Consider the following 22,129-nt stretch of genomic DNA (forward strand, 5'->3'; position numbering starts at 1 on the left):
TCTCCTATGCCAGTCTTTGGCGAATGGTTTGCTTGAAGGCGTCGAGCAGCACGGCGGCGAGCACCAAAAGGCCGTGGATCACCTGGGTGAAATTCGCCGGCAGGCCCATCAGATTGATCGCCGTGTTGATAGAGGAGAGCAGCAGCACGCCGGCATAGACCCCGGGCAAGGTGCCGACGCCGCCTTTCAGGCTGACGCCGCCGATGACGACGGCGGCAAAGGCGTTGAACAACAGCCCGGTCCCGAGATTGGCGGTGGCGCCCGAGGTGCGGATGGCGAGCAGCCAGCCGGCGAGGCCGGCGATGGCGCCAGCCAGCACGAAGGCGATGATCAGGTTGCGGTTGACGCGGATGCCGGCGCGGAAGGTCGCTGTCTCATTGCCGCCGATCATTACGAGGTGGCGGCCGAACGGCGTCTTGGCCATGAGCAGCGAGAACAGGACGAAACAGGCGACGGCGATCCAGGCGGTCAGCGGCAGGCCGGCCATTCGCTGGATGCCGAACCAGCGGATGGCCGGCGCCAGATCCTGTGCCGAGCGGCCGCCGGAAATCACCAGCACCAGGCCGCGCACCCAGATGTAGGACGCCAGCGTAATGATAAAGGCGCTCATCTTCACCTTGACCACGAGATAGCCGTTCAAGGCGCCGATGAGGCCGCCGACGGCCAGCGCAACCAGCAGCGAAACCGGAACCATCAGCCATTGCGGATTGAGCTGTATGCCCATGCCGATGCCCGATGAGCAGAACAGGATGCCGACCGCCATGGCGCTGAGTGCGGCCACCGATTCCACCGACAGGTCCATATGGCCGGCAATGATGACCAGCGACAGGCCGATCGACATCACGCCGAGAACGCTCGAGGCCTCGATGATGTTGGCGAAGATGCCGAGCTGGAAGTAGTTGGGGACGAAGACGGAAAAGACAACCAGCACAAAGATCAGCATGAACCAGACGAGGTTGTCGAGGACGAACTCCAGGGCTTTGCGGCTGCGCGGGTTCATGGGCTGATCCGGTTGGCGCCCCCGAGAAAATCAGGCTGAGAAATCAACTCGATTTCGTCGGGTTCAGGCGCGGGTTTAGGTTCGCCACGGTGTCCTGGGACGCGGCGTCGTGAATGGGCAGGCTCCGGGCCGCAATGGCCCGGAGCGCTTCGCTAGGCGACTATTCGACAGACTTGATCGTGTCCGTCGGCGGCTTCTGGTTGCCCCAGAAGGCCGGATTGTCGACGTTTTCCTTGGTGATGGCGGCGCCCGGGATCTTGATGTTGGGGCCCCAGCTCTCCTTGGTCACGGTCGACTTCAAGCCGAGCACGTCATACTCGCCAGGCTTGATTTCCTGCTTGCCGGCGATCTTGTCCATGAACATGGCGACGGCTGCGGCCTGCGCGTAGAGCGGTTGCTCGACTTCGACATTGAGCCAGCCCTTGCGGATCAGGTCGAGACCGACCGGAGCGCCGTTCGAGCTCATCAACATGACGTCGCCCGGCTTCTTGCCGGCGGCCTCGAGCGAGGCGACGGCTGCAACCGACAGGTGCGCGGCATGGCTGAAGATCAGGTCGATATCGGGGTTGGCGAGCATCTGGTCGGCAACGATCGTGCCGGCATTGCTGGCTTCCCACTGCATGGCCGGCAGCGAGATGATCTTGACGTCCGGAAACGCCTTCAACTTCTCCTCGAAACCCTTCTGGATGTCGAGCGTGTAGGGATCGCCGGGATCGCCGAGCACCTGCAGGATCTTGCCCTTCACCGAACCGTTCTTGGCGGTCAGAAGTTTTTGCGCCTGCTCGGCCGCGACGTAGCCGATCTCGACCGTGCCCGCCACCGAGGTGAAATCGGATGGGGTCGAGGTGATCTGGCGGTCGAACTCGACCACCGGAATGCCGGCGGCGCGTGCCGCTTCGATGGATGGCTTCAGCGCGTTGAAATCGACGGCGGCCAGGATGATCGCCGCCGGCTTCAGCGCAATGACGTCGTTCATCTGCGATTGCTGCGCATCGGTCTTGTTGTCGGCGTTGAGTGTTTTCACCTCATAGCCGACCTGCTTGAGGAACAGCTCCAGCGCGCTCACCGAGCCGGTCTGGAATTCATCGAGCAGGGTCGGGACCATATAATAGACGGTGCCCTTGGTCTGGGACATTGCCGGCGTGAGCGAGGCAAGAGCCAGTGCCAGGATACCGAAGACAAGAACCAGTATTCGCTTCATGTCGTTCGCTCCTCTTTTATACCGGACCCCTCTTTTGTCCCTCAACCTGCCGGTCCGGCACCGGCAAGCGTCTCACCGGTGATCATGTTGATCACCGCATCGGGACTTGTTTTGTTGCGCGCGACATCGCCGGCCACGACGCCTTGCCGGATCACCACGATCCGGTCGGCGACCTGAAAAGCCTGTTGCATGATGTGGGTGATGATGACGACGCCGATGCCCTGGTTGGCCACCTGGCGGATCATCTCGAGACCGCGCCTGGTCTGCTCGACACCGAGTGCCGCGAACGGCTCGTCCAGCAGCACCAGCTTGCCGCCCCAATGCACGAAGCGGTTGAGCTCGATGGCCTGGCGCTGGCCGCCCGAGAGATGCTCGACATTGGTGCGCAGCGACGGAATGCGGGTGCCGGCACTGGCCAGCGCCTTGCCGACGACGGCCTCCATGGCGCGCTCGTCGAGGATCGGTACGCCGAGCACCTTGCGGGTGATCTCGCGGCCCATGAAGAAGTTGGCGACGACGTCCACATTGGTGCAGAGCGACAGGTCCTGGTAGACGGTCTCGATGCCGGCAGCCTTGGCCTCGGCCGGCGTTTTCGCCAGGAATTCCTTGCCCTCGAACAGCATGCGGCCGGAGCTCGGCTCGAGGCCGCCGGCGATGATCTTGACCAGTGTCGACTTGCCGGCGCCGTTGTCGCCGAGCAGCGCCACGACTTCGCCCTTGCCGATCGAGAAGCTGATGCCTCTCAGCGCATGGATGGCGCCGTAATTCTTGGTGACGTTTTCGAGTACCAGCAGCGGTTCGGTCATGCCGCCACTCCCTTGCTGTGCATGAGGTCGGACCGGCGCTCGCGCTCGGCGATGAACATCTGGCCGAAGCGCGGCGAAAGCACACCGGACACTGCAAGGGCGGCAGCGCCGCGCAGCACCGAATGCTTGCCGCCGGTCGCCACCGTCACGCGCGGTGTCTTGCGGTCGCGCCGCGCTGAGACCGAATTGGGAAGCTGTCCCGCCGCGCCGACCAGCTTTTCCAGGAGGTCGGTGGGGGCGAGCCCGCCGAGGATGACGGTTTCGGGGTCGAATACATTCTCGATTGTGACGATGGCGTTGCGGAAGATCGGCGCGATCTCGGCCACCCAGGCGGCGTCGCTGATGTTGCGGCGGCGACGTGCTTCTAGCGAGAGATACCGTTCGAGGCAGCCGCTGTTACCGCATGGGCAAGGCTCGCCACCGGGAACGGCAGGGATGTGTCCGATTTCGCCGGCATTGCCCCAGGCGCCGCGCATCACCGCGCCGTCATGCACGATGACGCCGCCGAGGCCGACGCCGAAATAGAGGTAGTAGTATTCGGAATAACCGGAGCCGAGACCGTAAAGCCGTTCGCCCATGGCCGCCGCCGCCATGTCGGTTTCGAAGAAGGCCGGCAGCCCGGTCGACGCCGCCAGCCGTTCCGGCAGCGCGACATCCTTCCAGCCGGCCATGGTCGTCGGGCCGACGAAGCTCATCGACTCCACGCCGAACGGTCCAGGCAGCGCCATGCCGATGCCGAGCACGCGTCCGCCGGGCCGCAGCGCGGTCAGCTCGGGCACCATCGCGCCGATCAGCTCGAAGGCATGGTCGGGCGTCGCATGCGGCGCCTCGCGATGCATGCTCTCGATGACATCGCCGCTGAGATTGATGAGCGCCGCGTCGATCCCCAGCGGGGTGAGGTGGACGCCGACGGCATAGCCGCCCTCGGGGTTGATCCTGAGCGTCGCCGGCGGCAACCCGCGTCCGCGCGGCTCTTCGCGCAGCGACAGCACATAGCCATGCTCTTCGAGTTCGCGAACGATGGTCGATACGGTCTGGACGGTGAGGCCAACGCGGCCGGCAATGTCGCCGCGAGCTATGGGACCGTGAAGGCGGATGGACTCCAGCACGATGCGCCGGTTGTAAGGCCGCCCGAACTCCTGATTGGTTCCCCGCAGTGCCATGTCCCGCGCCCTTTAGGAAGGCTAAGACTTGCACAGGCAATTTATTCAGTCAAATGGAATTCAAAAATAATTCGGAATGGTTCCCAGACGCGGTGCAGGACCTGTCCCATGCGCCGCGCTGGCCGATTGCAGCCGGGCTGAAACCACCGCAATGGTGAATGACGTCAGGCGGGCGCGGGGCTCGCCCGACCAGTGATCCAGCAGGAAAACCGATGATCGAATTGCCTTTTGCGCGCGATGAGTACCAGCGGCGGCTCAAGAAGATCCGCGCCGAGATGGCGGCGCGTGGGCTGGAACTGCTGGTCGTCAACGATGTCGCCAACCAGCATTACATCACCGGCTATGACGGCTGGTCGTTCTACACGCCGCAGGTCGTGCTTGTCCCGATCGAAAACGAGGCCGAGCCGGTCTGGATCGGCCGCGCCATGGATGCGGCAGGCGGCTTGCTGACGGCCTGGATGAAGCCGGAGAATGTGGTCGGCTTCCCCGAGGACCACGTGCAGCGCGCCGATCGCCATCCGATGGACTGGATAGCGGCCTGCATCGTCGCCAAGGGCTGGGGCGCGAGACATATCGGCATCGAGCTCGAAGCTTATTATTTCTCGCCGAAGGCGCATGCCCGGCTGGTCGCTGGCCTGCCCAATGCGAAATGGCACGACGCCGATCTCCTGGTGAACTGGATCCGCGCCGTGAAATCCGCTCCGGAAATTGCCTACCTGCGCAAGGCGTCGACCTTGGCTGAAGCAGCTGTTGCGCGGGCCTTCGAAGTCATCGCGCCAGGTGTGCGCGAATGCGATGCGATTGCCGCGATCCAGGCGGCGCAGATCGCCGGCAGCCCGGACTTCGCCGGCGACATCACGGCACTGCCGCCGACCATCCTCGGCGGCGAGAATGCATCGGCTCCGCACATCATGTGGAGTGACCGGCGGTTCGGAAAGGACGAGACGATTGCGCTCGAACTTGCCGGCGTCTGCCGCCGCTATGCCGCAGGCCTCGCCCGAACGATGCAGCTCGGCAAGACGCCGGCCCGTGTCGCCGACACCGCAAAGGCGGTGATCGAAGGCATGGATGCGGTGCTCGACGCGGTCAGGCCCGGGACCACAGCCGAAGCGGTCGAGGCCGCATGGCGCAAGGTTATCCAGCGCTACGGGCTGAAGAAGGAATCGCGCATCGGCTACTCCATCGGCGTCGCTTATCCCCCGGATTGGGGCGAGCACACGATCAGCCTGCGGCCCGGCGACAAGACCGCGCTGCAACCCGGCAACGTCCTGCACTCCATTCTTGGCATGTGGATGGATGGCTGGGGCATCGAGATCAGCGAGACCATTCTGGTGACCGAGACCGGCCATGAGACGCTGACCAAATTCCCGCGAGACATCCATGTCAAATCCTGACCGGTCAGCCACGACGGACGCCACCGCGACCCGCCTGACGCATCTGCTCAATATTGGATCGTCCGGCGCTCGATCAGCACCACAAGACAAAACAGGACGATCGACAGGCCCGATGACAGCACGATCGCCGCGTAGAGGCGGTCCGACTGGTAGTTGAAGGACGCCTGGACGATCAGCGCGCCAAGTCCTTGGTCGGAGCCGATCCATTCGCCGACAATGGCGCCGATCACGGCGGTGGCCGAGGCAATCCTCAGCGATGAGAACAGCATCGGCAAAGCGCGCGGCAGCCGCAGGCTCCAGAACGTGACGCCGGAGCACGCGATGTCGGATTGCCAAACAACAGGATGGTACAACGGGTGAAGGAGGCGGGGGCGTGCAACCAGCCGCCTGGCTTGACCCTACAGATACTGCTCGACCTTCTTGCCGACGGTCAGGAAGCGCAGCGGGTCGATGGCCTCGCCATTGTGGCGGACTTCGTAGTGCAGGTGCGGGCCGGTCGAACGGCCGCTGCTGCCGGTTTTGCCAATGATGTCGCCGGCTGCGAGTTTTTGGCCGACGGCAACGTCGATCTCGCTCAGATGGCCGTAGCGCGTGGCAAAGCCGTTGCCGTGATCGACCTCGACCATGCGGCCATAGCCGCCGTTCCAGCCGGCCTTGGTAACGATTCCGGCCGCCGTGACCTTGGCTGCCATGCCGACCGGCGCGCGGAAATCCATGCCCGAGTGCAGGGCAGCGGTGCCGAGGATGGGGTCAGTGCGCACGCCGAACGGGCTGGTGACGGAGTGGCCCGGCGCCGGGTTGGCGAGCGGCAGCCGCCGCGCCTCTTTCTTCAACTGGTCGAGCGTATCCAGCGCCTCGTCCAGTTCCTTGACCTTGCTGTCGAACATCATCGAGCTGTCAAGCGGGATCAGCGGTCCGCCGACATCGCTTTCGTTTTTGCCGAAATCACTGTCGACCGGCAGACCGGCCGCTTCCAGCGCCTGGGTGATGGCATCGGCGTTCTTGTAGGCGTTGTCGGCCAGGGTTTCGATGCGGGTGAGTTGCTGGCTTTCGATAGCCTTCAGTGAATCATTGATCGAGACGAACAATTTGTCGGCACGGTCCGCAGCCGTTTCGCTGGGCAGCGGATCGGAACGTGTCGACCACAGCGAGAATGGCCTGGTGTCGCCCGAACCAAGGCTGGCGACCGAATAGGCGAGTGGCTCGCCGCCAGTCAGTTCGGCATGTTCGTCGGGTTTTGTTGTCGCTGCGGCATCAGCGGTTGGCGGCGTCCCGACCTCGTTTTCGGCCCGCTCGAGAATCGGGCCGAGGCGGCCATGGCGCTGGCTGAGCTGGCTCTGCCGCTCGATCAATTCGCTGACCTTGGTCTCCATCAGTTTCTGGTCGAGAAGCTGGCGGCTGGTGATGCGGTCGACCTGCGCGCGAAGCGCCGAGATGCGATCCTCATAGGCCTGCTGCATGCGCGCCTGCCGGGCCGTGGTGGCGCCGATCAGATCGTCGCGCAGCACGAGATAGGAGGTCGCCAAGAGATAGCCGATGGCGATCGCCGCCAGTGCCGAGCCGAGAAAGGCGACGAGCCACGGCCGGATGGTGAAATGTCGTATTTCATTGCCCCGCGCAATGATGACCGTATGCGGCTCCTTGCGCCTGCCGAAGACCGCTGACTGACCGGTTAGGTTCACGGGACCAAGCTTTCGTTACGACACCAACGAAGCCCGATTACACATTATTAGGGTTAACAAAGTTTTGCCGTTCGCGGGCGCGCTAGTGGCCAACGGTGTCAGCCACCCGCATATGTCTTATGCCCCAATGCACTGCGCGGCGTTGGCCAGATCGGTGGCGCCTCAAAGCGCGCGCACCGCCTCCAGCACTGCTTCGGCATGGCCTTTCACCCGGACCTTGCGCCAGATCCCGGCGATCCGCCCGTCCTTGCCGATCAGGAACGTCGCCCGCTCGACGCCCATATAGTTGCGGCCATACATCGTCTTCTCGACCCATAGATTGTAGGCCTCGATCACCTTGCGCTCCTCGTCGGCAACCAGGTCGACGGTGAGATCGTATTTCGTTTTGAACTTGTCGTGCTTCTTCACGCTGTCCGGCGACAGGCCGATCACCACGGCGCCGGCCTTTTCGAACTCCGGCTTCAGCTGCGAAAAGCTGATCGCCTCATTGGTACAACTTGTGGTGTCGTCCTGCGGATAGAAATAAAGTACAACAGGCTTCCCCCGCATCGAGGCAAGGCTGAGTGAGCCGCCGCCGTCGCGCGGAAGATCGAATTGCGGCGCAACGTCGCCAATGTCGAGATCAGCCATATCGATGCCCTTGTTTGAGGTTACGCGGCCCTAAATCAAAGAGATAGAGCATGATGTCGTCCGAAAACCGCCTCACACTTTTCGGCATCATGCTCTAGCCTGCGTCGTTATAGTGTCGGGCGGGGATTCGTCCACGATCGAATTCGCACAACGGAAGATTGCGTGGATCAGGAAGAACCGCAGCACGAGAAAATCCGGTTCAGGCGTGACGAGATCACCGACCTGGGGGCTTTCCCGTCCGCTTGCCGCGTGCCGCCGCTCGGCAAGGCACGGATCGGCCGCGGCTTTCGCATCCTTGCCCGGCTGTTTGCCGGCATTGGAGCCCTTGTGCTGCTGGCAGCGGCCGCCGTCTACGTCATCGGCGCCACCGGCATCGGCAACGAACGGCTGCGGTTGGAAGCCGAAACGGCGATCGAGAAACTGGCCGGTTTCGACGTCAAAGTCGCCGTCGGTCCTGCCAGCCTGACACTTGACGGATCGAGCTTCATTGCGCTGCAGGTCAAGGATGTCAGCGTCGAGACGGCCGACGGCAAGCCGATGGCCGATGCCGGGCGCGTCCGCTTCGGCATCCGGTTGATCCCGCTGCTTTCGGGCGAGGTTCGGCTGACCAGCGCCAGGATTTCCGACGCCCATATCGTCACCGCGGCAATGCCGTCGGGTGGCGACTGGACAGCGCGCCTGCGCAATCAAGACGGTCTCATCGATCCGGAAAAACTGGCCGCCGCCGTCTTCAGTGACGTCAATCGTGCACTCGATGCCGTGCGCGAGGATTCGATGCGCCGCATCGATCTCAAAAATGTCGCGTTCGAGCTGCCCGAGGCCGGATCGGTCAAGCTGGTCACGATCGCCAACGCCACGGTGCTGCAGTCGGGCCCCGGCAGCATGGAGTTCTCGTCCGAGGCGGATGTCGATGGCCGCGCGCTCACCGTCACCGCCACCGCCACCCGCGATACGAGCTCGATGCGCGTCACCGCCTTGAACGCCGCCATCGACATGGCGGATGTCGCGGAGACCACGCCGGCGGCCGGCGGGCGAACCGGCGCGATGGCTTTGAAGCTCACCGGATCCGAAGGCTCGGGCGAGACCGATTCGCGGCTGACGGGCTCGCTGTCGCTAACCGGCTCGGTGCTCGACCTCGGCACACGCGGGCTGTTGCCGGCCGATGTCGATGTCGACGCCGCCCTTGTCTCCGGCTCCAACAAGATCGATGTCGGCAGGCTGGTTCTGAAGACCGGGCGCTCGGCGTTCAATTTCGCCGGCTCGATCGGGCCAAAGCCGTCGACCGGCGCGGCCGGCGAGGAGCCTTCCTATCGTTACGACCTGACCAGCGACGGCTCGACGCTGGCGCCTTCGGAATCGCCCGAGCCGGCGCTGAATTTCTTCGCCCGCATCGCCGGCGTCTATCAGATCAAGAGCCGCAAGCTTGTCGCCGACCAGATCGGCATCAGGTCGGGATCGGGGAGCGAAGTGCTGGGAACCGCTGCGGTTTCCTTCATCGACAACGGACCGCCGGGTATCTCGGTGTCGCTCAACGTCCACGACATGGCGGTCTCGCACGTCAAGCAATTGTGGCCCTGGTTCTCGGCCAAGAACGCGCGGCTGTGGGTGCTTCAGAACCTGTTTGGCGGCCGCGTCGTCGATGCCAGCCTGCAGTTCCAGGTCGTGCCGGGGCGTCTCGGCAACGGCGTGCCGCTTTCGGCCGACGAGGTGTTCGGCCGCTTCCAGGTCGAGGGCTCGCGTTTCGACACCGCCGGCCGCATCCCGCCGATACGCGATGCCGTCGGCGTCGTTTCCTTCCACGGCAACGACGTCGACGTCGCGCTGTCGTCGGGCAGCGTCTATATGCCGAGCGGCCGCACCGTGGCGGCAAGCAATGGCACACTGTCGGTAAAGGCGGCAAACCACCCGCCGGTGATCGGCGCGCTCGACATCGACGTCGCCGGCGAGGCGCCGGCCATCGCCGAACTTGCCTCCTACGAACCGATCAACGCCATGCGCCATGTCGGCATCTTGTCGGACGACCTGTCGGGCACGGTGACCGGCCACGTCAAGGCCGACATTCCGTTGCAATCCGGCGTCGACACGTCGAAGCTCGATTGGCTGGTATCGCTCGACTACAAGGACCTGTCGCTCGCCAAGCCGTTCGAAGGCCAGATGGTGACCGATGCCGACGGCTCGATCGAAGTCGGGCCCGGCAAGGCGGTGATCTCTGCCAAGGCGCGGCTGAACGGCATTCCAGCCGAGCTCGNCGAGCTCGATCTGGTCGAGCCGCTCAGGGATGGCGGGCCGCCGCGCAGCCGCAAGGTGGCGCTTGTGCTCGACGACAAGACGCGCGCCATCGCCATGCCTGGCCTGTCGCCGCTGATTTCCGGCACCATCAAGGTGACAATCGACAAGAGCGGCGAAGGCGGCAGCCAGAACGTCGACGTTGACCTGACGAGCGCCAGGCTGGACATTCCCTGGGCAGGCTGGAGCAAGGGGCCGGGCATTGCCGCCAATGCCACTTTTACCATGAGCAAGTCCGGCGATACCACGACGCTGTCCGACTTCGACCTCGACGGAAAGAGCTTTTCGGTCGAAGGCGATGTCGTCCTGGTCAAGGGCGCGCTGTCTTCGGCCCGCTTCAGCAAAGTCGCCTTGAACCGGGGCGACGATGTCGCCGTGACGGTGAAGCGGTCGGGCAAGGGCTTCGCAGTCGATGTCAGCGGCAACGCGCTCGATGCCCGCTCGCTGATCAAGCAGTTCACCTCCGATGTCGATACCGCCACCAAAACCACCGGCACGGACGCGGTTTCGGTTAGCGCCGACGTCAATTCGCTAAGCGGGTTCCATGACGAGGTCCTGTCCAATTTGAAGCTCGACTACAGTGCCGCCGGCTCCAGGGTGAACAGGCTCAAGGTCAGCGCCGCGGCAAGTTCCGGCGCCGCCATCACCATCAGCAATACGGCAGGCAATGGTGCTCGCGCGCTCACCATGAAGTCGGCCGACGCAGGCGCCATATTGCGCTTCCTCAACATCTACGAGCATATGGAAGGCGGATCGATCACGCTGGCGCTCAGCGGCGCAGCCGACGGCCCGATGCGGGGACAGGTCGATTCGAGCAACTTCTTCATCGTCAATGAACCGAAGCTTGCGTCCATCGTATCGACTACGCCAGCCGGCGACAGCCGCAGCCTGAACGAAGCGGTCAAGGGCAAGATCGACACTTCGCGGGTAAAGTTCGAGCGCGGCTTTACCGAGATCGACAAGGGGTCGGGCTATTTGAAATTGGCGAATGGCGTGCTGCGCGGCCCGCGCATCGGCACCACCTTCCAAGGCACGCTCTACGACCAGAACAACAATATGGACATGACCGGAACCTTCATGCCGGCCTATGGCCTCAACCGCATCTTCGGCGAGTTGCCGTTGGTCGGCGTTCTGCTCGGCAACGGCCGCGACCGAGGCCTGATCGGCGTCACCTACCGGCTTAAGGGCAACGCCAACAAGCCGGTGCTGGACATCAACCCGCTATCGGTAATCGCGCCGGGCATTTTCCGGTCGATCTTCGAGTATCGCTGAGGATCCCAGAAGACGGCTCAGGCAGGCCGCACAAGCACGTGCTTTTTCTTGCCCACTGAAAGCTTTGCGACGTTTTCCGGACTCAAATCCTGAGGCGTCACCATCCGCCGGTCGTCCGCCACCGGCTGGTCGTTGAGGCGCACGGCGCCGCCCTGGATATGCCGGCGCGCCTCGCCGTTCGACCCGGCAAGGCCCGCGGTGACCAGCAGCGACAGGATGCCGATGCCAGCTTCCAGCGCTGCGCCATCCACCTCGACGCTCGGCAGGGTTTCGGCCGTCACGCCTTCCTCGAACGTCTTGCGCGCGGTTTCCTCGGCCGCGAGCGCCGCCTCGCGGCCGTGCACGATGGCCGTGGTTTCTGTGGCCAGCACCTTCTTGGCCTCGTTGATCTCCGAGCCGCCAAGGGCGGCCAACCGCGCGATCTCCGAAAGCGGCAGCCGGGTGAAGATCTTCAGGAAGCGCTCGACGTCGGCATCCTCGGTGTTGCGCCAGTATTGCCAGAAATCATAGGGCGAGAAGAGGTCGCCGTTCAGCCACACCGCGCCCTTGGCCGATTTGCCCATCTTGGCGCCCGACGATGTCGTCAGCAGCGGCGTGGTCAGCGCATAAAGCTGCGGCGTGCCCATGCGGTGGCCGAGATCGACGCCGTTGATGATGTTGCCCCACTGGTCCGAACCGCCCATCTGCAGCCGGCAGTCGTGGCGGCGGCTGAGCTCGACGAAATCATAGCCTTGCAGGATCATGTAGTTGAATTCGAGGAAGGACAGCGACTGTTCGCGCTCGAGCCGCAGCCTGACGCTGTCGAAGGTCAGCATCCGGTTGACCGAAAAGTGGCGGCCGACATCGCGCAGGAACTCGACATAGTTGAGCTTCATCAGCCAGTCGGCATTGTTGACCATGATGGCGTCGTTGCCAGTGTCGCCGAAGCGCAGGATGCGGCCAAAAATTCGCTTGATGCCCTCGATGTTGGTGGCGATCGCCTCGGGCGTCAAAAGGCTGCGCTGGTCGTCACGGAAGGACGGGTCGCCGATCATCGAGGTGCCGCCGCCCATCAGTGCGATCGGCCGGTGGCCGGTCTCCTGCATCCAGTAGAGCATGGTCGCCGATATCAGATTGCCGATGTGCAGGCTGGTCGCCGTGGCGTCGTAGCCGACATAGGCGGTCACGGTTTCCTTCGCGAAAAGTTGATCCAGCCCGGTCTCATCCGAAATCTGGTGGATGAAGCCGCGCTCGCTCATGACGCGCAGGAAATCGGACTTGAAGGCGGGCATTGTTTCTTCCTGAAAGCGCCGGGTCCGAACGGCCCGGCATGGCCTGAACGCGGGCGTTTAGCATCCAAGCGCGTCAAGCAAAAGTGGTTTCCGATTTTGCGCCGGCATGGACAGCCTATTCTGCACTGCCGCGCATGCTTGCTTCATCCTGTCGGCTGGCGTAATGAGGCGCCGCGCCAACGGGTTCGATCCGCTGGAACGGCACCGCACGGCATCCACCGAATGCCATATCTTGTGACAGAGCCCGACGCGATATGCCGGACGCATTGATATCCATCGTCATTCCCTGCCGCAACGAGGCGGCGAACCTGCCGCTGCTGATCGACGAGATCGAGGCGGCGATGACCGGGCGCGACTTCGAAATCATCGTTGTCAATGACGGTTCGACTGACGACACCGCTTCGGTGCTTGCCGCTGAAGCCGCCACACGTCCGTTTCCGCTTCGGCAGCTTCGGCACGAAAAATCCGCCGGCCAGTCGCTTTCGGTGCGCTCGGGCGCCTGGGCGGCGCGCGGCTCGATAATCGCCACCATCGACGGCGACGGCCAGAACGACCCGCAATATATCCCCGTGCTGGTCGATGCGCTGCGTCGGGCAGGGCCCGATTTCGGCGCCGCGCAGGGGCAGCGGTTGAAGCGCCGCGACAGCAAGATCAAGCAATTGGCATCGCGTTTCGCCAACTGGCTGCGCGGCGCGATCCTGCATGACGACACCCGCGACACTGGCTGCGGCTTGAAGGCGATCCACACCGATATCTTGCGCAAACTGCCGTTTTTCGACGGTACGCATCGTTTCGTTCCGGCGCTTGTCATCCAGGAAGGCTACCGCGTCGTCCATTGCGACGTCGTCGACCGCTCCCGCCGCCACGGCAAGTCGAATTACGGCATCTTCGATCGCGGCCTGCAGGGCGCGCTCGATCTCGCCGGCGTTTGGTGGCTTCGGCGCCGGCGCCGCAGAATGCCAAAGGTAGAGGAAATCACGCATGGCTAACGTGTTTCAGGAATTGGCGATCTGGCTGCACCAGGTTTTCGTCAAGCAGTTCGACGCCTGGGTTCTGCTCGGCTTCGTTGCCCAGTTCTTCTTCACCATGCGCTTCCTGGTGCAGTGGATCGCTTCGGAAAAGGCCAAGCGCAGCGTCGTGCCGATCGCTTTCTGGTTCTTCTCGCTGTTCGGCGGCGGGCTGCTGCTCGTCTACGCCATCCAGCGTGAGGATCCGGTGTTCATCGCCGGCCAGGCCATGGGCATGGTGATCTATGTCAGAAATTTATGGCTCATCGCCAATGAGCGCAAGGCGGCGATGACCAAGGTCGACTGAGCCACCAGTCCCGCCAAATTCAGTCTGTCCGGTGTCGAAATGAGCAGGAACTACATCTTTCTCTTCCTGTTCAGCCTGATGATGACGGCGTCGGGACTGGCCTCTTTGCCGCCGCTCGACCGCGACGAGCCGCGCTTCGTCCAGGCGACCAAGCAGATGACGGAGACCGGCGACTATGTCGACATCCGCTTCCAGGACGCGTCGCGCTACCAAAAGCCGATCGGCATCTACTGGCTGCAATCGGCGGCGGTCACGCTGAGCGGCGAGGGGGCACAGGCGCCGATCTGGATTTACCGGCTGATCTCGGCGCTGGGCATCGCCATCGCCGTCGTCGCAATCGCCTGGACCGGGGCCAATCTGTTCGGCGCCAATGCCGGTCTTGCCGCCGGCCTGGTCATGGCGGCGATTTTCGCCACCGCCTTCGAAGGCCGTGACGCCAAGACCGACGCGATGCTGCTTGCCTGCTGCGTTCTGGCGCAAGGCGCGCTGGCGCAGATTTATCTGGCATCGCGCCGCGACGAGCCTGTCGCCGGCCATCTGCCGTGGATTTTCTGGGCTGCGCAGGGCGCGGCGATCCTCATCAAGGGGCCGATTGCACCGCTGCTGTCGGCGCTGACGGTGCTCACGCTGGTTGCTTTCGAGCGCGACTGGCGCTGGCTGGCGAGGCTGAAAGCCGGGCGTGGGCTGATTCTGGTGCTGTTGATCGTGCTGCCTTGGCTCGCCCTCATCACCTGGAAGAGCAACGGCGCCTTCCTGCAGCAGGCCGTCGGCAAGGATATGCTCGGCAAGGTCGCGCAAGGCGAGGAGTCGCACGGCGTTCCGCCGGGCTTCTACATGCTGACCTATTGCCTGTTCATGTGGCCGTTCGGCCTTGTGGCGCTCGGCGCCGGACTGCAGGCGCTCAACCGATTGCGCGACGATCCGCGCCTGCGTTTCTGCCTCGCCTGGTACGTTCCGTTCTGGCTCGTCTTCGAATTGATCCCGACGAAACTGCCGCATTATGTGCTGCCGGCCTATCCCGGCATGGCCCTGCTCATCGGCTGGCTTTTGACGCTGACGCCGCAAGAGGCAAATGCGCCGCTCAGGCGCTGGCAGACATGGCTGTGGTGGGCGACCGCATTCGGCACCGTTCTGGTGACAGTCGGTCTCGCCGTGCTTTGCGTCGGTGCGCCGATCTATCTCATGAAGACATTTTTATGGTGGAGCGTTCCGGCCGCCGCGGCAGCATTGGGCGCCGGCTACCTCGCTGTTTCGCGCCAGACGCTGGTGCCGCTGGTCCGCATCGGCGGGGCTGCGGTTTGCGCCGGTATAACCTACGCCCTGCTGTTCGGTGTCATCGTGCCGTCACTGAAACCGATTTGGATGAGTCGGGAAATCGAGGCGGCGGTTCGCGCCGATCGTCCCTGTGAGATGAGCGTGCTCGCCTCCGCGCAATATCACGAACCGAGCCTGGTATTTCTGGTGGGCACAAAGACGGTACTGACCGATGTCGACGGGGTTGCGCAACATCTGCTTGGCGATCCGGCCTGCGCGCTGGGCCTGGCGCCGGTCGGCGATGAAAAACGGCTGGATGACCTGCTGGCAGGGCAAGGCAAGAAGGCCAGCCGCGTCGCCGAGATCGACGGCATCAACTATTCGTCAGGTGATAAACTGTCGCTCGGCCTGTACCGTGTGGCGAACTGATAGCTCTTCAATGATCGCGCCGAGCTCCGCATGTTGATGAAGTCGCCATCGCCGGCGCGTGCCGCTTTGCCTGCCATGCTCCGGCAGTCTGTCGCTAATTTCCGCGATACCTTCGGGATTGTACGGCATCGCCTGGCGACGCGCCCGGCGCGCTACCCGAAAATCCTGTGGTCGGTCTGGGTTTTGGCCTGGCTTTTGCTGACGATCGCGGTGTCGCTCCGTTTCGACCATCTTGGAGGGACCATGGCGAGGCAGTGGGCTTCAGGCTCGACCAATGTCTTCCGCATCGCCGAGTTTTTTACCTTCTTCGGCCTAGGCGGATGGTATCTTGTCCCGTCGGTACTGGTGCTGATTGCCGCGAATCTGACGGATTGGCGCAGCCTTTCCCGGCGCGCGCGGATGACCTTCTACAACTGGACCTGCTTTGCTTTCATGGTGCTGGGTTCGATCGCACTCTCGGCCATGGTCGTCAACGTGCTGAAATATGGCGTGGGCAGAGCCAGGCCGATGAATTTCGACAAGCTCGGCGATCTGTCGCTGCATCCTTTTTCCTTGGAGGCGCGCTTTGCCAGCTTCCCGTCCGGCCATGCCACGACCATGGGCGTCATTTTCGGCATTGCACTGCTGTTGTTGCCCCAGCGCAGATGGGTGCTGCTGGCAGCAACCTTGTCGGTCGCATCGACCCGGATCTTTATCGGCGCGCACTACCCGAGCGACACTGTCGCCGGATTCGGCCTTGGCTGTGCTGTTGCCATCGTCTGCGCGATGGTGCTTGGCCGGCTGGGATGTATCTTCCGCTACACGGCGTCGGGGTTGCCGGTGGCAAAAACTACGTTCCGCCTATTCCGTCGGGCTCGCAAACCAAACCAAAACGATGCGCCGAGACAGACGAATTTCGGCATTGGAGCAGCGCCGGCAAGCAACTGAATTGCTGACGCCTTTGGAACCATCTAAGACCACCCCAGCTAGCTGTCGATGCCACCCCAACTCCGCACCAGCCGAGCCATGTCAGGCGCGCCGGCGGCTTCCTTCTCCAGCCCTTCGGCGACACCGACGCGGTCGGCGACGGGCCGGTTCTGGCTGACTTTCCACTTGCCGCTGATTTCGGCGATCTCGATCTCAAGCCCGATGATGCCCTTGATCTGCGACTGGATGAAGGTCGGCGGCGCATCGGTCACCGCCCAGGGTGCCTCGCGGGCGCCTTCCTGTGACAGCGTCAGCTCGGTGATCTGCTGTGCGATCCAGGCGGAATCCTCGATCACTCTGACGGTTCCTCGCACCTGGACAATGGCGTAGTTCCAGGTCGGCACGACCTTGCCGGTCTCGCGCTTGGTCTCGTACCAGGACGGCGTCACGTAGGCGTCGGCGCCCTGGAAGACGACCAGCACCGGCGATGTCGGATCGTCGGCCAGCTGACGCCATTGCGGGTTGGCCCTGGCCAGATGGGCGCGCAGCCGGCCATTCGGCCCAACCTCGGCATCAAGCAGGAAGGGAATGGCATTAGCGACCGGGCCATCGGCGCCGTTGGAGATCAGCAACCCCAGCGGATGCGTCCGGATCAGCCCGTGCAGGACGTCCGGCCGCGTTTCCTGGAAATGGGGAGGCTGGTACATGATCGGNCATGATCGGTCATGCCTTCTTGCGCTGGCTGAACCGGCATTGTGCACCGTTCAGCCGAGCCGCGCCACATGTCAGGCTGGCTTCACCGTTTGGATCAGCCGAAATGGCGTTGTCGCGCCCATGATGGGCACGACTGTGACGGCATCGGACCGGGAGTTTTTGTTTTGACGCAATTCCGGACGGAAAACCCGTTTACACTTTTCCTGGAATTGCTCTTAGCGCAGCCGCTTCGGCCGCGGATCGGACAATTCGCCGGCCAGCCGTCGGTCGAGATAGTCGGCGCATTCCTCGAGCAGCAGATCGGCGTCGTTGGCGAAGAAGTGGTTGGCGCCTGGCAAGGTCTTCTGCGTGATGGTGATGCCCTTTTGCGTGTGCAGCTTGTCGACCAGGCCCTGCACATCCTTGGGCGGCGCCACCTTGTCGGCATCGCCATGGATGATAAGACCCGATGACGGGCAGGGCGCCAGGAACGAGAAATCATAGGTGTTGGGCTGGGGCGCGATCGAGATGAAGCCCTCGATCTCGGGCCGGCGCATCAGAAGCTGCATGCCGATCCAGGAGCCGAAGGAATAACCGGCCACCCAGCAGCTCTTGGAATCCGGATGCAGCGACTGCACCCAGTCGAGCGCTGCGGCGGCATCCGACAATTCGCCGGTGCCGTGGTCGAATTCGCCCTGGCTGCGGCCGATGCCGCGGAAGTTGAAGCGAAGCGTGGTGAAATCGCGCTTCTGGAACATGTAGAAGAGGTCATAGACGATCTTGTTGTTCATCGTGCCGCCGAATTGCGGATGCGGATGCAACACGATGGCAATCGGCGCGCTCTTCTCCTTGGAAGGCTGGTAGCGGCCCTCCAGGCGGCCGGCCGGACCGGTGAAAATGACCTCAGGCATGAAATACTCCAAATGGCATACGAATGCGCGGCGCCCGGAACAATTCTTACTCCAGCCCCAGCCCTTCCGGGCCTTGACGCAGGGCAAGCGTCTTCTTAGAAGCTAGTTTAGAATTGTTCAAAACTGGATAGCCAGCCGTGACGGCCCGGCCATCCTCGCCGCAAGCCGCGTAAATAGGACGTCTTGCCTTGCAATTTCAAGGAAATAACGCGCTATCCTTGCGGAAAGGGTCTTGACGGGATCGATTGGGTGAAAATGGCCGCAGCACGCGCCTATCTCGACTACAATGCCAGCGCGCCGCTCATTGCCGAGGCGCGCGAGGCGATGATTGCCGCGCTCGATCTCGTCGCCAATCCGTCGTCGGTGCATGCCGAGGGGCGCGCGGCGCGGCGCCTGATCGACACTGCCCGGCGCGATGTGGCAGCACTTGTCGGCGCCAAGGCCGAGCATGTCGTCTTCACCTCGGGCGCGACGGAAGCCGCATCGACGCTGCTGACGCCGGATTGGCGGATGGGCCGTGGCACGGTGCGCATGAGCCAGCTCTATGTCTGCGAGGCCGACCACCCTTGCCTGTTGAACGGCGGCCGCTTCCCGGCAACACAGGTTTCGCGGATCGGCGTCGACGCCGATGGTATCGCTGTGCTCGCTCAGCTGACAGCCGCTCTGGCCGCGCATGACAAGGCCGAAGGCCTGCCGTTGGTCGCGATCCATGCGGCCAACAACGAGACCGGCGTCATCCAGCCCATTGAAGCCATCGCCGCGATCGTCAAGGCGGCGGGCGGCATTCTGGTGGTCGACGCGGTGCAGGCTGCGGGCCGTGTTCCCATCGATATGTCAGCGGCTTACGCCGACTATTTGATTCTGTCTTCGCACAAGATCGGCGGCCCCAAGGGTGTCGGCGCCGTCGTTGCGGCAGCCGATCTGATGATGCCGAAGCCGCTGATCAATGGCGGCCGCCAGGAAAAGGGCCATCGCGGCGGCACCGAAAACCTGGCGGCCATCGCCGGCTTTGGCGCCGCGGCGCGGCAGGCTTTGGCTGGACTGAAAGACGTCGAAGCGATCGCGCAACGCCGCGGCGAGGTCGAGAAAACACTCAAAACGCTGGTGCCGGACGCAGAAATCTTCGGAACCGGCGCGCCAAGGCTTGCCAATACGACATTCTTCGCTATTCCCGGCATCAAGGCCGAGACGGCGCAGATCGCGTTCGATCTGGCTGGCGTGGCGCTGTCGGCGGGATCGGCCTGTTCGTCGGGCAAGGTCGGGCCGAGCCATGTGCTGAAAGCCATGGGTTACGGCGACAGCCTCGGCGCTTTGCGCGTGTCCATCGGCCACGCAACGAGTGCCGGGGATATCGAACTGTTCCGTGCTGCGCTGGCTGGTATTGCCCAGCGCCGGGCGGCCAGGGAACAAGCCGCCTGAGGCGGCGACAAAGAATTCAGGCCCTCGCGGCCTGGTAGAGCCGTGCGTTTGCAAGTGGCCGGGTGAATTCCCGGCCGAGACGCACTATATGAAACTTACGCCGCCTTCTGCGCCTCATGGGCAGCCCTGGCGATGCCATAGTTTGAAAACTGTCGGGCCTTGACCCCGGCGTGGATGGAGAACGCTTATGCCTGCTGTGCAGGACACGATCGATCGGGTCCGAAAGATCGACGTCGACCAGTACAAATACGGATTCCAGACAGAGATCGCGATGGACAAGGCCCCCAAGGGCCTGAGCGAAGACATTATTCGCTTCATCTCGGCCAAGAAGGATGAACCGTCCTGGATGCTGGAATGGCGTCTGGAAGCCTATCGGCGCTGGCTGACGCTGGAAGAGCCGACCTGGGCGCGCGTCCATTATCCGAAGATCGATTTTCAGGACCTCTATTACTACGCGGCGCCCAAGAGCACGCCCGGCCCGACCTCGCTGAGCGACGTCGATCCCGAGCTGTTGAAGGTCTACGAGAAGCTCGGCATTCCGCTGCGGGAACAAGAAATCCTCGCCGGCGTGCAGAAAACCGACGTCTCCGATCTCGAGGAGCCCAGCGACAACGTCTACAAATCGGGCCGTGTCGCCGTCGACGCGGTGTTTGATTCCGTTTCCGTCGTCACCACGTTCAAGAAGGAACTGGCGCAGGCCGGCGTCATCTTCTGCTCGATCTCGGAAGCCATCCGCGAGCATCCGGAGCTGGTGCAGAAATATCTCGGCTCGGTCGTGCCGACATCCGACAATTTCTACGCCACGCTGAATTCGGCTGTCTTCACCGACGGCTCGTTCGTCTTCGTGCCCAAGGGCGTGCGCTGCCCGATGGAGCTGTCGACCTATTTCCGCATGAACGAGAAGAACACCGGCCAGTTCGAGCGCACGCTGATCATCGCCGAGGAGGGAGCTTACGTCTCCTATCTCGAAGGCTGCACGGCGCCGCAGCGCGACGAGAACCAGCTGCATGCCGCCGTCGTCGAACTGGTGGCGCTCGACGATGCCGAGATCAAATATTCTACGGTGCAGAACTGGTACCCCGGCGATGCCGAGGGCAAGGGCGGCATCTACAATTTCGTCACCAAGCGCGGCGACTGCCGCGGCGACCGTTCGAAGATCTCGTGGACGCAGGTCGAGACCGGTTCGGCGATCACCTGGAAATATCCCAGCTGCATCCTGCGCGGCGACGATTCCTCCGGCGAGTTCTATTCGATCGCCGTGTCGAACGGCTACCAGCAGGTCGATAGCGGCACCAAGATGATCCATCTCGGCAAGAACACGTCGAGCCGCATCATCTCCAAGGGCATCGCCGCCGGCTTCTCGCAGAACACCTATCGCGGCCAGGTCTCGGCGCACCGCAAGGCGACCAACGCCCGCAATTTCACCAATTGCGATAGTCTCCTGATCGGCGACCAGTGCGGCGCGCACACCGTGCCCTACATGGAAGCCAAGAATTCGACGGCGCAGTTCGAGCATGAGGCGACGACGTCGAAGATTTCGGAGGACCAGAAATTCTACGTCATGCAGCGCGGCATCCCCGAGGAAGAGGCGATCGCGCTGATCGTCAACGGCTTCGTCAAGGATGTCATCCAGCAGCTGCCGATGGAGTTCGCGGTCGAAGCGCAGAAGCTTATCGGCATCAGCCTCGAGGGCTCGGTCGGCTGACCGGACAATATATATCCAGGAAAGAAAAAATGCTTGAGATCAAGAATCTGCATGCCCGCATCGTCGATGACGGCACCGAGATCATCCGCGGCCTGAACCTGACGGTGAAAAACGGCGAGGTCGCCGCCATCATGGGCCCGAACGGCTCGGGCAAATCGACGCTGTCCTACATCCTCGCCGGCCGCGAGGACTATGAGGTCACCGAAGGCGACATCCTCTATAACGGCCAGTCGATCCTCGAAATGGACCCGGCCGAGCGCGCCACCGCGGGCATCTTCCTCGCCTTCCAGTATCCGATGGAGATACCGGGTGTCGCGACCATGGAATTCCTGAAGGTGGCGATGAACGAGCAGCGCAAAGCGCGCGGCGAGGAGCCGCTGAAGATCCCGGAATTTTTGAAGCGGGTGAAAGAGGCGGCAGCCTCGCTCAACATGGACATGGCAATGCTCAAGCGGCCGCTCAATGTCGGCTTTTCCGGCGGCGAGAAGAAGCGCGCCGAGATCCTGCAGATGAAGCTGCTGGAGCCAAAGCTCTGCGTGCTCGACGAGACCGATTCCGGCCTCGACATCGATGCGCTGAAGATCGTCTCGGACGGCGTCAACGCGCTGCGTTCGCCCGACCGTGCCATCATCGTCATCACCCACTACCAGCGCCTGCTCGAGCACATCGTGCCCGATAGCGTGCACGTCCTATACAAGGGCCAGGTGATCAAGTCCGGCGACAAGTCCCTGGCGCTCGATCTCGAAGCCAATGGCTATGCCGGCGTGATCGGCGAAGCCGCGTGAGATGCCAG

General features: G+C 63.2%; 18 protein-coding genes and 1 pseudogene. 9 read left to right on the plus strand and 10 right to left on the minus strand.

Going from position 1 to position 22,129, the window contains the following annotated elements; genetic code table 11:
- Positions 1–4 precede the first annotated feature (4 nt).
- The 4 genes from X750_RS139165 to X750_RS139150 form a co-directional block, all read right to left on the minus strand.
- Positions 5–1,000 carry an ABC transporter permease gene (locus X750_RS139165; protein ID WP_023748551.1) on the minus strand — a complete coding sequence of 332 codons (996 nt, stop codon included), beginning with the start codon at positions 998–1,000 and terminating at the stop codon, positions 5–7.
- Between the two features lie 160 nt (positions 1,001–1,160).
- A complete protein-coding gene (locus X750_RS139160) occupies positions 1,161–2,201 on the minus strand; it encodes a sugar ABC transporter substrate-binding protein (RefSeq protein WP_023684845.1) in 1,041 nt (346 codons plus the stop codon).
- Between the two features lie 41 nt (positions 2,202–2,242).
- On the minus strand, positions 2,243–3,007 hold the full coding sequence (locus tag X750_RS139155) for an ATP-binding cassette domain-containing protein (protein ID WP_023669142.1): 765 nt from the start codon (positions 3,005–3,007) through the stop codon (positions 2,243–2,245).
- A complete protein-coding gene (locus X750_RS139150; RefSeq protein ID WP_023694099.1) occupies positions 3,004–4,170 on the minus strand; it encodes an ROK family transcriptional regulator in 1,167 nt (388 codons plus the stop codon). Before X750_RS139150 ends, X750_RS139155 begins: the two co-directional genes overlap by 4 nt.
- Before the next feature lie 212 nt (positions 4,171–4,382).
- On the opposite strand from X750_RS139150, the gene X750_RS139145 reads away from it, so the two are divergent.
- Complete coding sequence (locus X750_RS139145; RefSeq protein WP_023748552.1) at positions 4,383–5,564, plus strand: M24 family metallopeptidase; 1,182 nt, start codon at positions 4,383–4,385, stop codon at positions 5,562–5,564.
- 47 nt (positions 5,565–5,611) lie between these two features.
- Here the strand turns inward: X750_RS139145 and X750_RS139140 are convergent.
- The 3 genes and pseudogenes from X750_RS139140 to X750_RS139130 all read right to left on the minus strand — a co-directional run.
- Positions 5,612–5,887, minus strand: a pseudogene (locus tag X750_RS139140) (ABC transporter permease subunit); the annotation flags it as partial.
- 75 nt (positions 5,888–5,962) lie between these two features.
- Positions 5,963–7,246, minus strand: coding sequence for a M23 family metallopeptidase (locus X750_RS139135; protein WP_023690221.1), 1,284 nt, complete (start codon positions 7,244–7,246; stop codon positions 5,963–5,965).
- A gap of 162 nt (positions 7,247–7,408) precedes the next feature.
- Complete coding sequence (locus X750_RS139130; RefSeq protein WP_023684851.1) at positions 7,409–7,876, minus strand: peroxiredoxin; 468 nt, start codon at positions 7,874–7,876, stop codon at positions 7,409–7,411.
- A 162-nt stretch (positions 7,877–8,038) separates the two neighbouring features.
- Between X750_RS139130 and X750_RS139125 the strand changes: the two genes are divergently transcribed.
- Entirely contained in the window at positions 8,039–11,434 is a 3,396-nt protein-coding gene (locus X750_RS139125) for a DUF3971 domain-containing protein (RefSeq protein ID WP_023748553.1), read from the plus strand.
- A 17-nt stretch (positions 11,435–11,451) separates the two neighbouring features.
- Here X750_RS139125 and tyrS read toward each other — a convergent pair whose 3' ends face one another.
- Positions 11,452–12,705: a tyrosine--tRNA ligase gene (tyrS, locus tag X750_RS139120; protein WP_023669134.1), complete on the minus strand. Its 1,254-nt coding sequence runs from the start codon at positions 12,703–12,705 to the stop codon at positions 11,452–11,454.
- A 254-nt stretch (positions 12,706–12,959) separates the two neighbouring features.
- Between tyrS and X750_RS139115 the strand changes: the two genes are divergently transcribed.
- The 4 genes from X750_RS139115 to X750_RS139100 all read left to right on the plus strand — a co-directional run bounded on the left by X750_RS139115 (position 12,960) and on the right by X750_RS139100 (position 16,629).
- Positions 12,960–13,694 (plus strand): glycosyltransferase family 2 protein, encoded by a 735-nt coding sequence (locus X750_RS139115; RefSeq protein WP_023694104.1) that lies wholly within the window; start codon positions 12,960–12,962, stop codon positions 13,692–13,694.
- Positions 13,687–14,019, plus strand: a complete 333-nt coding sequence (locus X750_RS139110; protein ID WP_023748554.1) for a lipid-A-disaccharide synthase N-terminal domain-containing protein — start codon at positions 13,687–13,689, stop codon at positions 14,017–14,019. Before X750_RS139115 ends, X750_RS139110 begins: the two co-directional genes overlap by 8 nt.
- A gap of 39 nt (positions 14,020–14,058) precedes the next feature.
- Positions 14,059–15,702: a glycosyltransferase family 39 protein gene (locus X750_RS139105; RefSeq protein ID WP_023748555.1), complete on the plus strand. Its 1,644-nt coding sequence runs from the start codon at positions 14,059–14,061 to the stop codon at positions 15,700–15,702.
- Between the two features lie 195 nt (positions 15,703–15,897).
- On the plus strand, positions 15,898–16,629 hold the full coding sequence (locus X750_RS139100; protein WP_245271912.1) for a phosphatase PAP2 family protein: 732 nt from the start codon (positions 15,898–15,900) through the stop codon (positions 16,627–16,629).
- Positions 16,630–16,667: 38 nt separating this feature from the next.
- On the opposite strand, the gene X750_RS139095 is transcribed toward X750_RS139100, so the two are convergent.
- Together X750_RS139095 and X750_RS139090 are read right to left on the minus strand one after the other, a co-directional pair.
- Positions 16,668–17,315, minus strand: a complete 648-nt coding sequence (locus X750_RS139095; RefSeq protein ID WP_023748557.1) for an FMN-binding negative transcriptional regulator — start codon at positions 17,313–17,315, stop codon at positions 16,668–16,670.
- Positions 17,316–17,537: 222 nt separating this feature from the next.
- On the minus strand, positions 17,538–18,212 hold the full coding sequence (locus X750_RS139090) for an alpha/beta hydrolase (protein WP_023669128.1): 675 nt from the start codon (positions 18,210–18,212) through the stop codon (positions 17,538–17,540).
- 255 nt (positions 18,213–18,467) lie between these two features.
- On the opposite strand from X750_RS139090, the gene X750_RS139085 reads away from it, so the two are divergent.
- The 3 genes from X750_RS139085 to sufC all read left to right on the plus strand — a co-directional run bounded on the left by X750_RS139085 (position 18,468) and on the right by sufC (position 22,121).
- Positions 18,468–19,631 carry a cysteine desulfurase family protein gene (locus X750_RS139085; RefSeq protein WP_023748558.1) on the plus strand — a complete coding sequence of 388 codons (1,164 nt, stop codon included), beginning with the start codon at positions 18,468–18,470 and terminating at the stop codon, positions 19,629–19,631.
- Positions 19,632–19,818: 187 nt separating this feature from the next.
- Positions 19,819–21,336 carry a Fe-S cluster assembly protein SufB gene (gene sufB / locus X750_RS139080; RefSeq protein WP_023684859.1) on the plus strand — a complete coding sequence of 506 codons (1,518 nt, stop codon included), beginning with the start codon at positions 19,819–19,821 and terminating at the stop codon, positions 21,334–21,336.
- Between the two features lie 29 nt (positions 21,337–21,365).
- On the plus strand, positions 21,366–22,121 hold the full coding sequence (sufC, locus tag X750_RS139075; RefSeq protein ID WP_023748559.1) for a Fe-S cluster assembly ATPase SufC: 756 nt from the start codon (positions 21,366–21,368) through the stop codon (positions 22,119–22,121).
- Positions 22,122–22,129: the final 8 nt, after the last annotated feature.

The organism is Mesorhizobium sp. LNJC391B00 (assembly GCF_000502535.1).
In the GTDB taxonomy this organism is placed as follows: Bacteria; Pseudomonadota; Alphaproteobacteria; order Rhizobiales; family Rhizobiaceae; genus Mesorhizobium.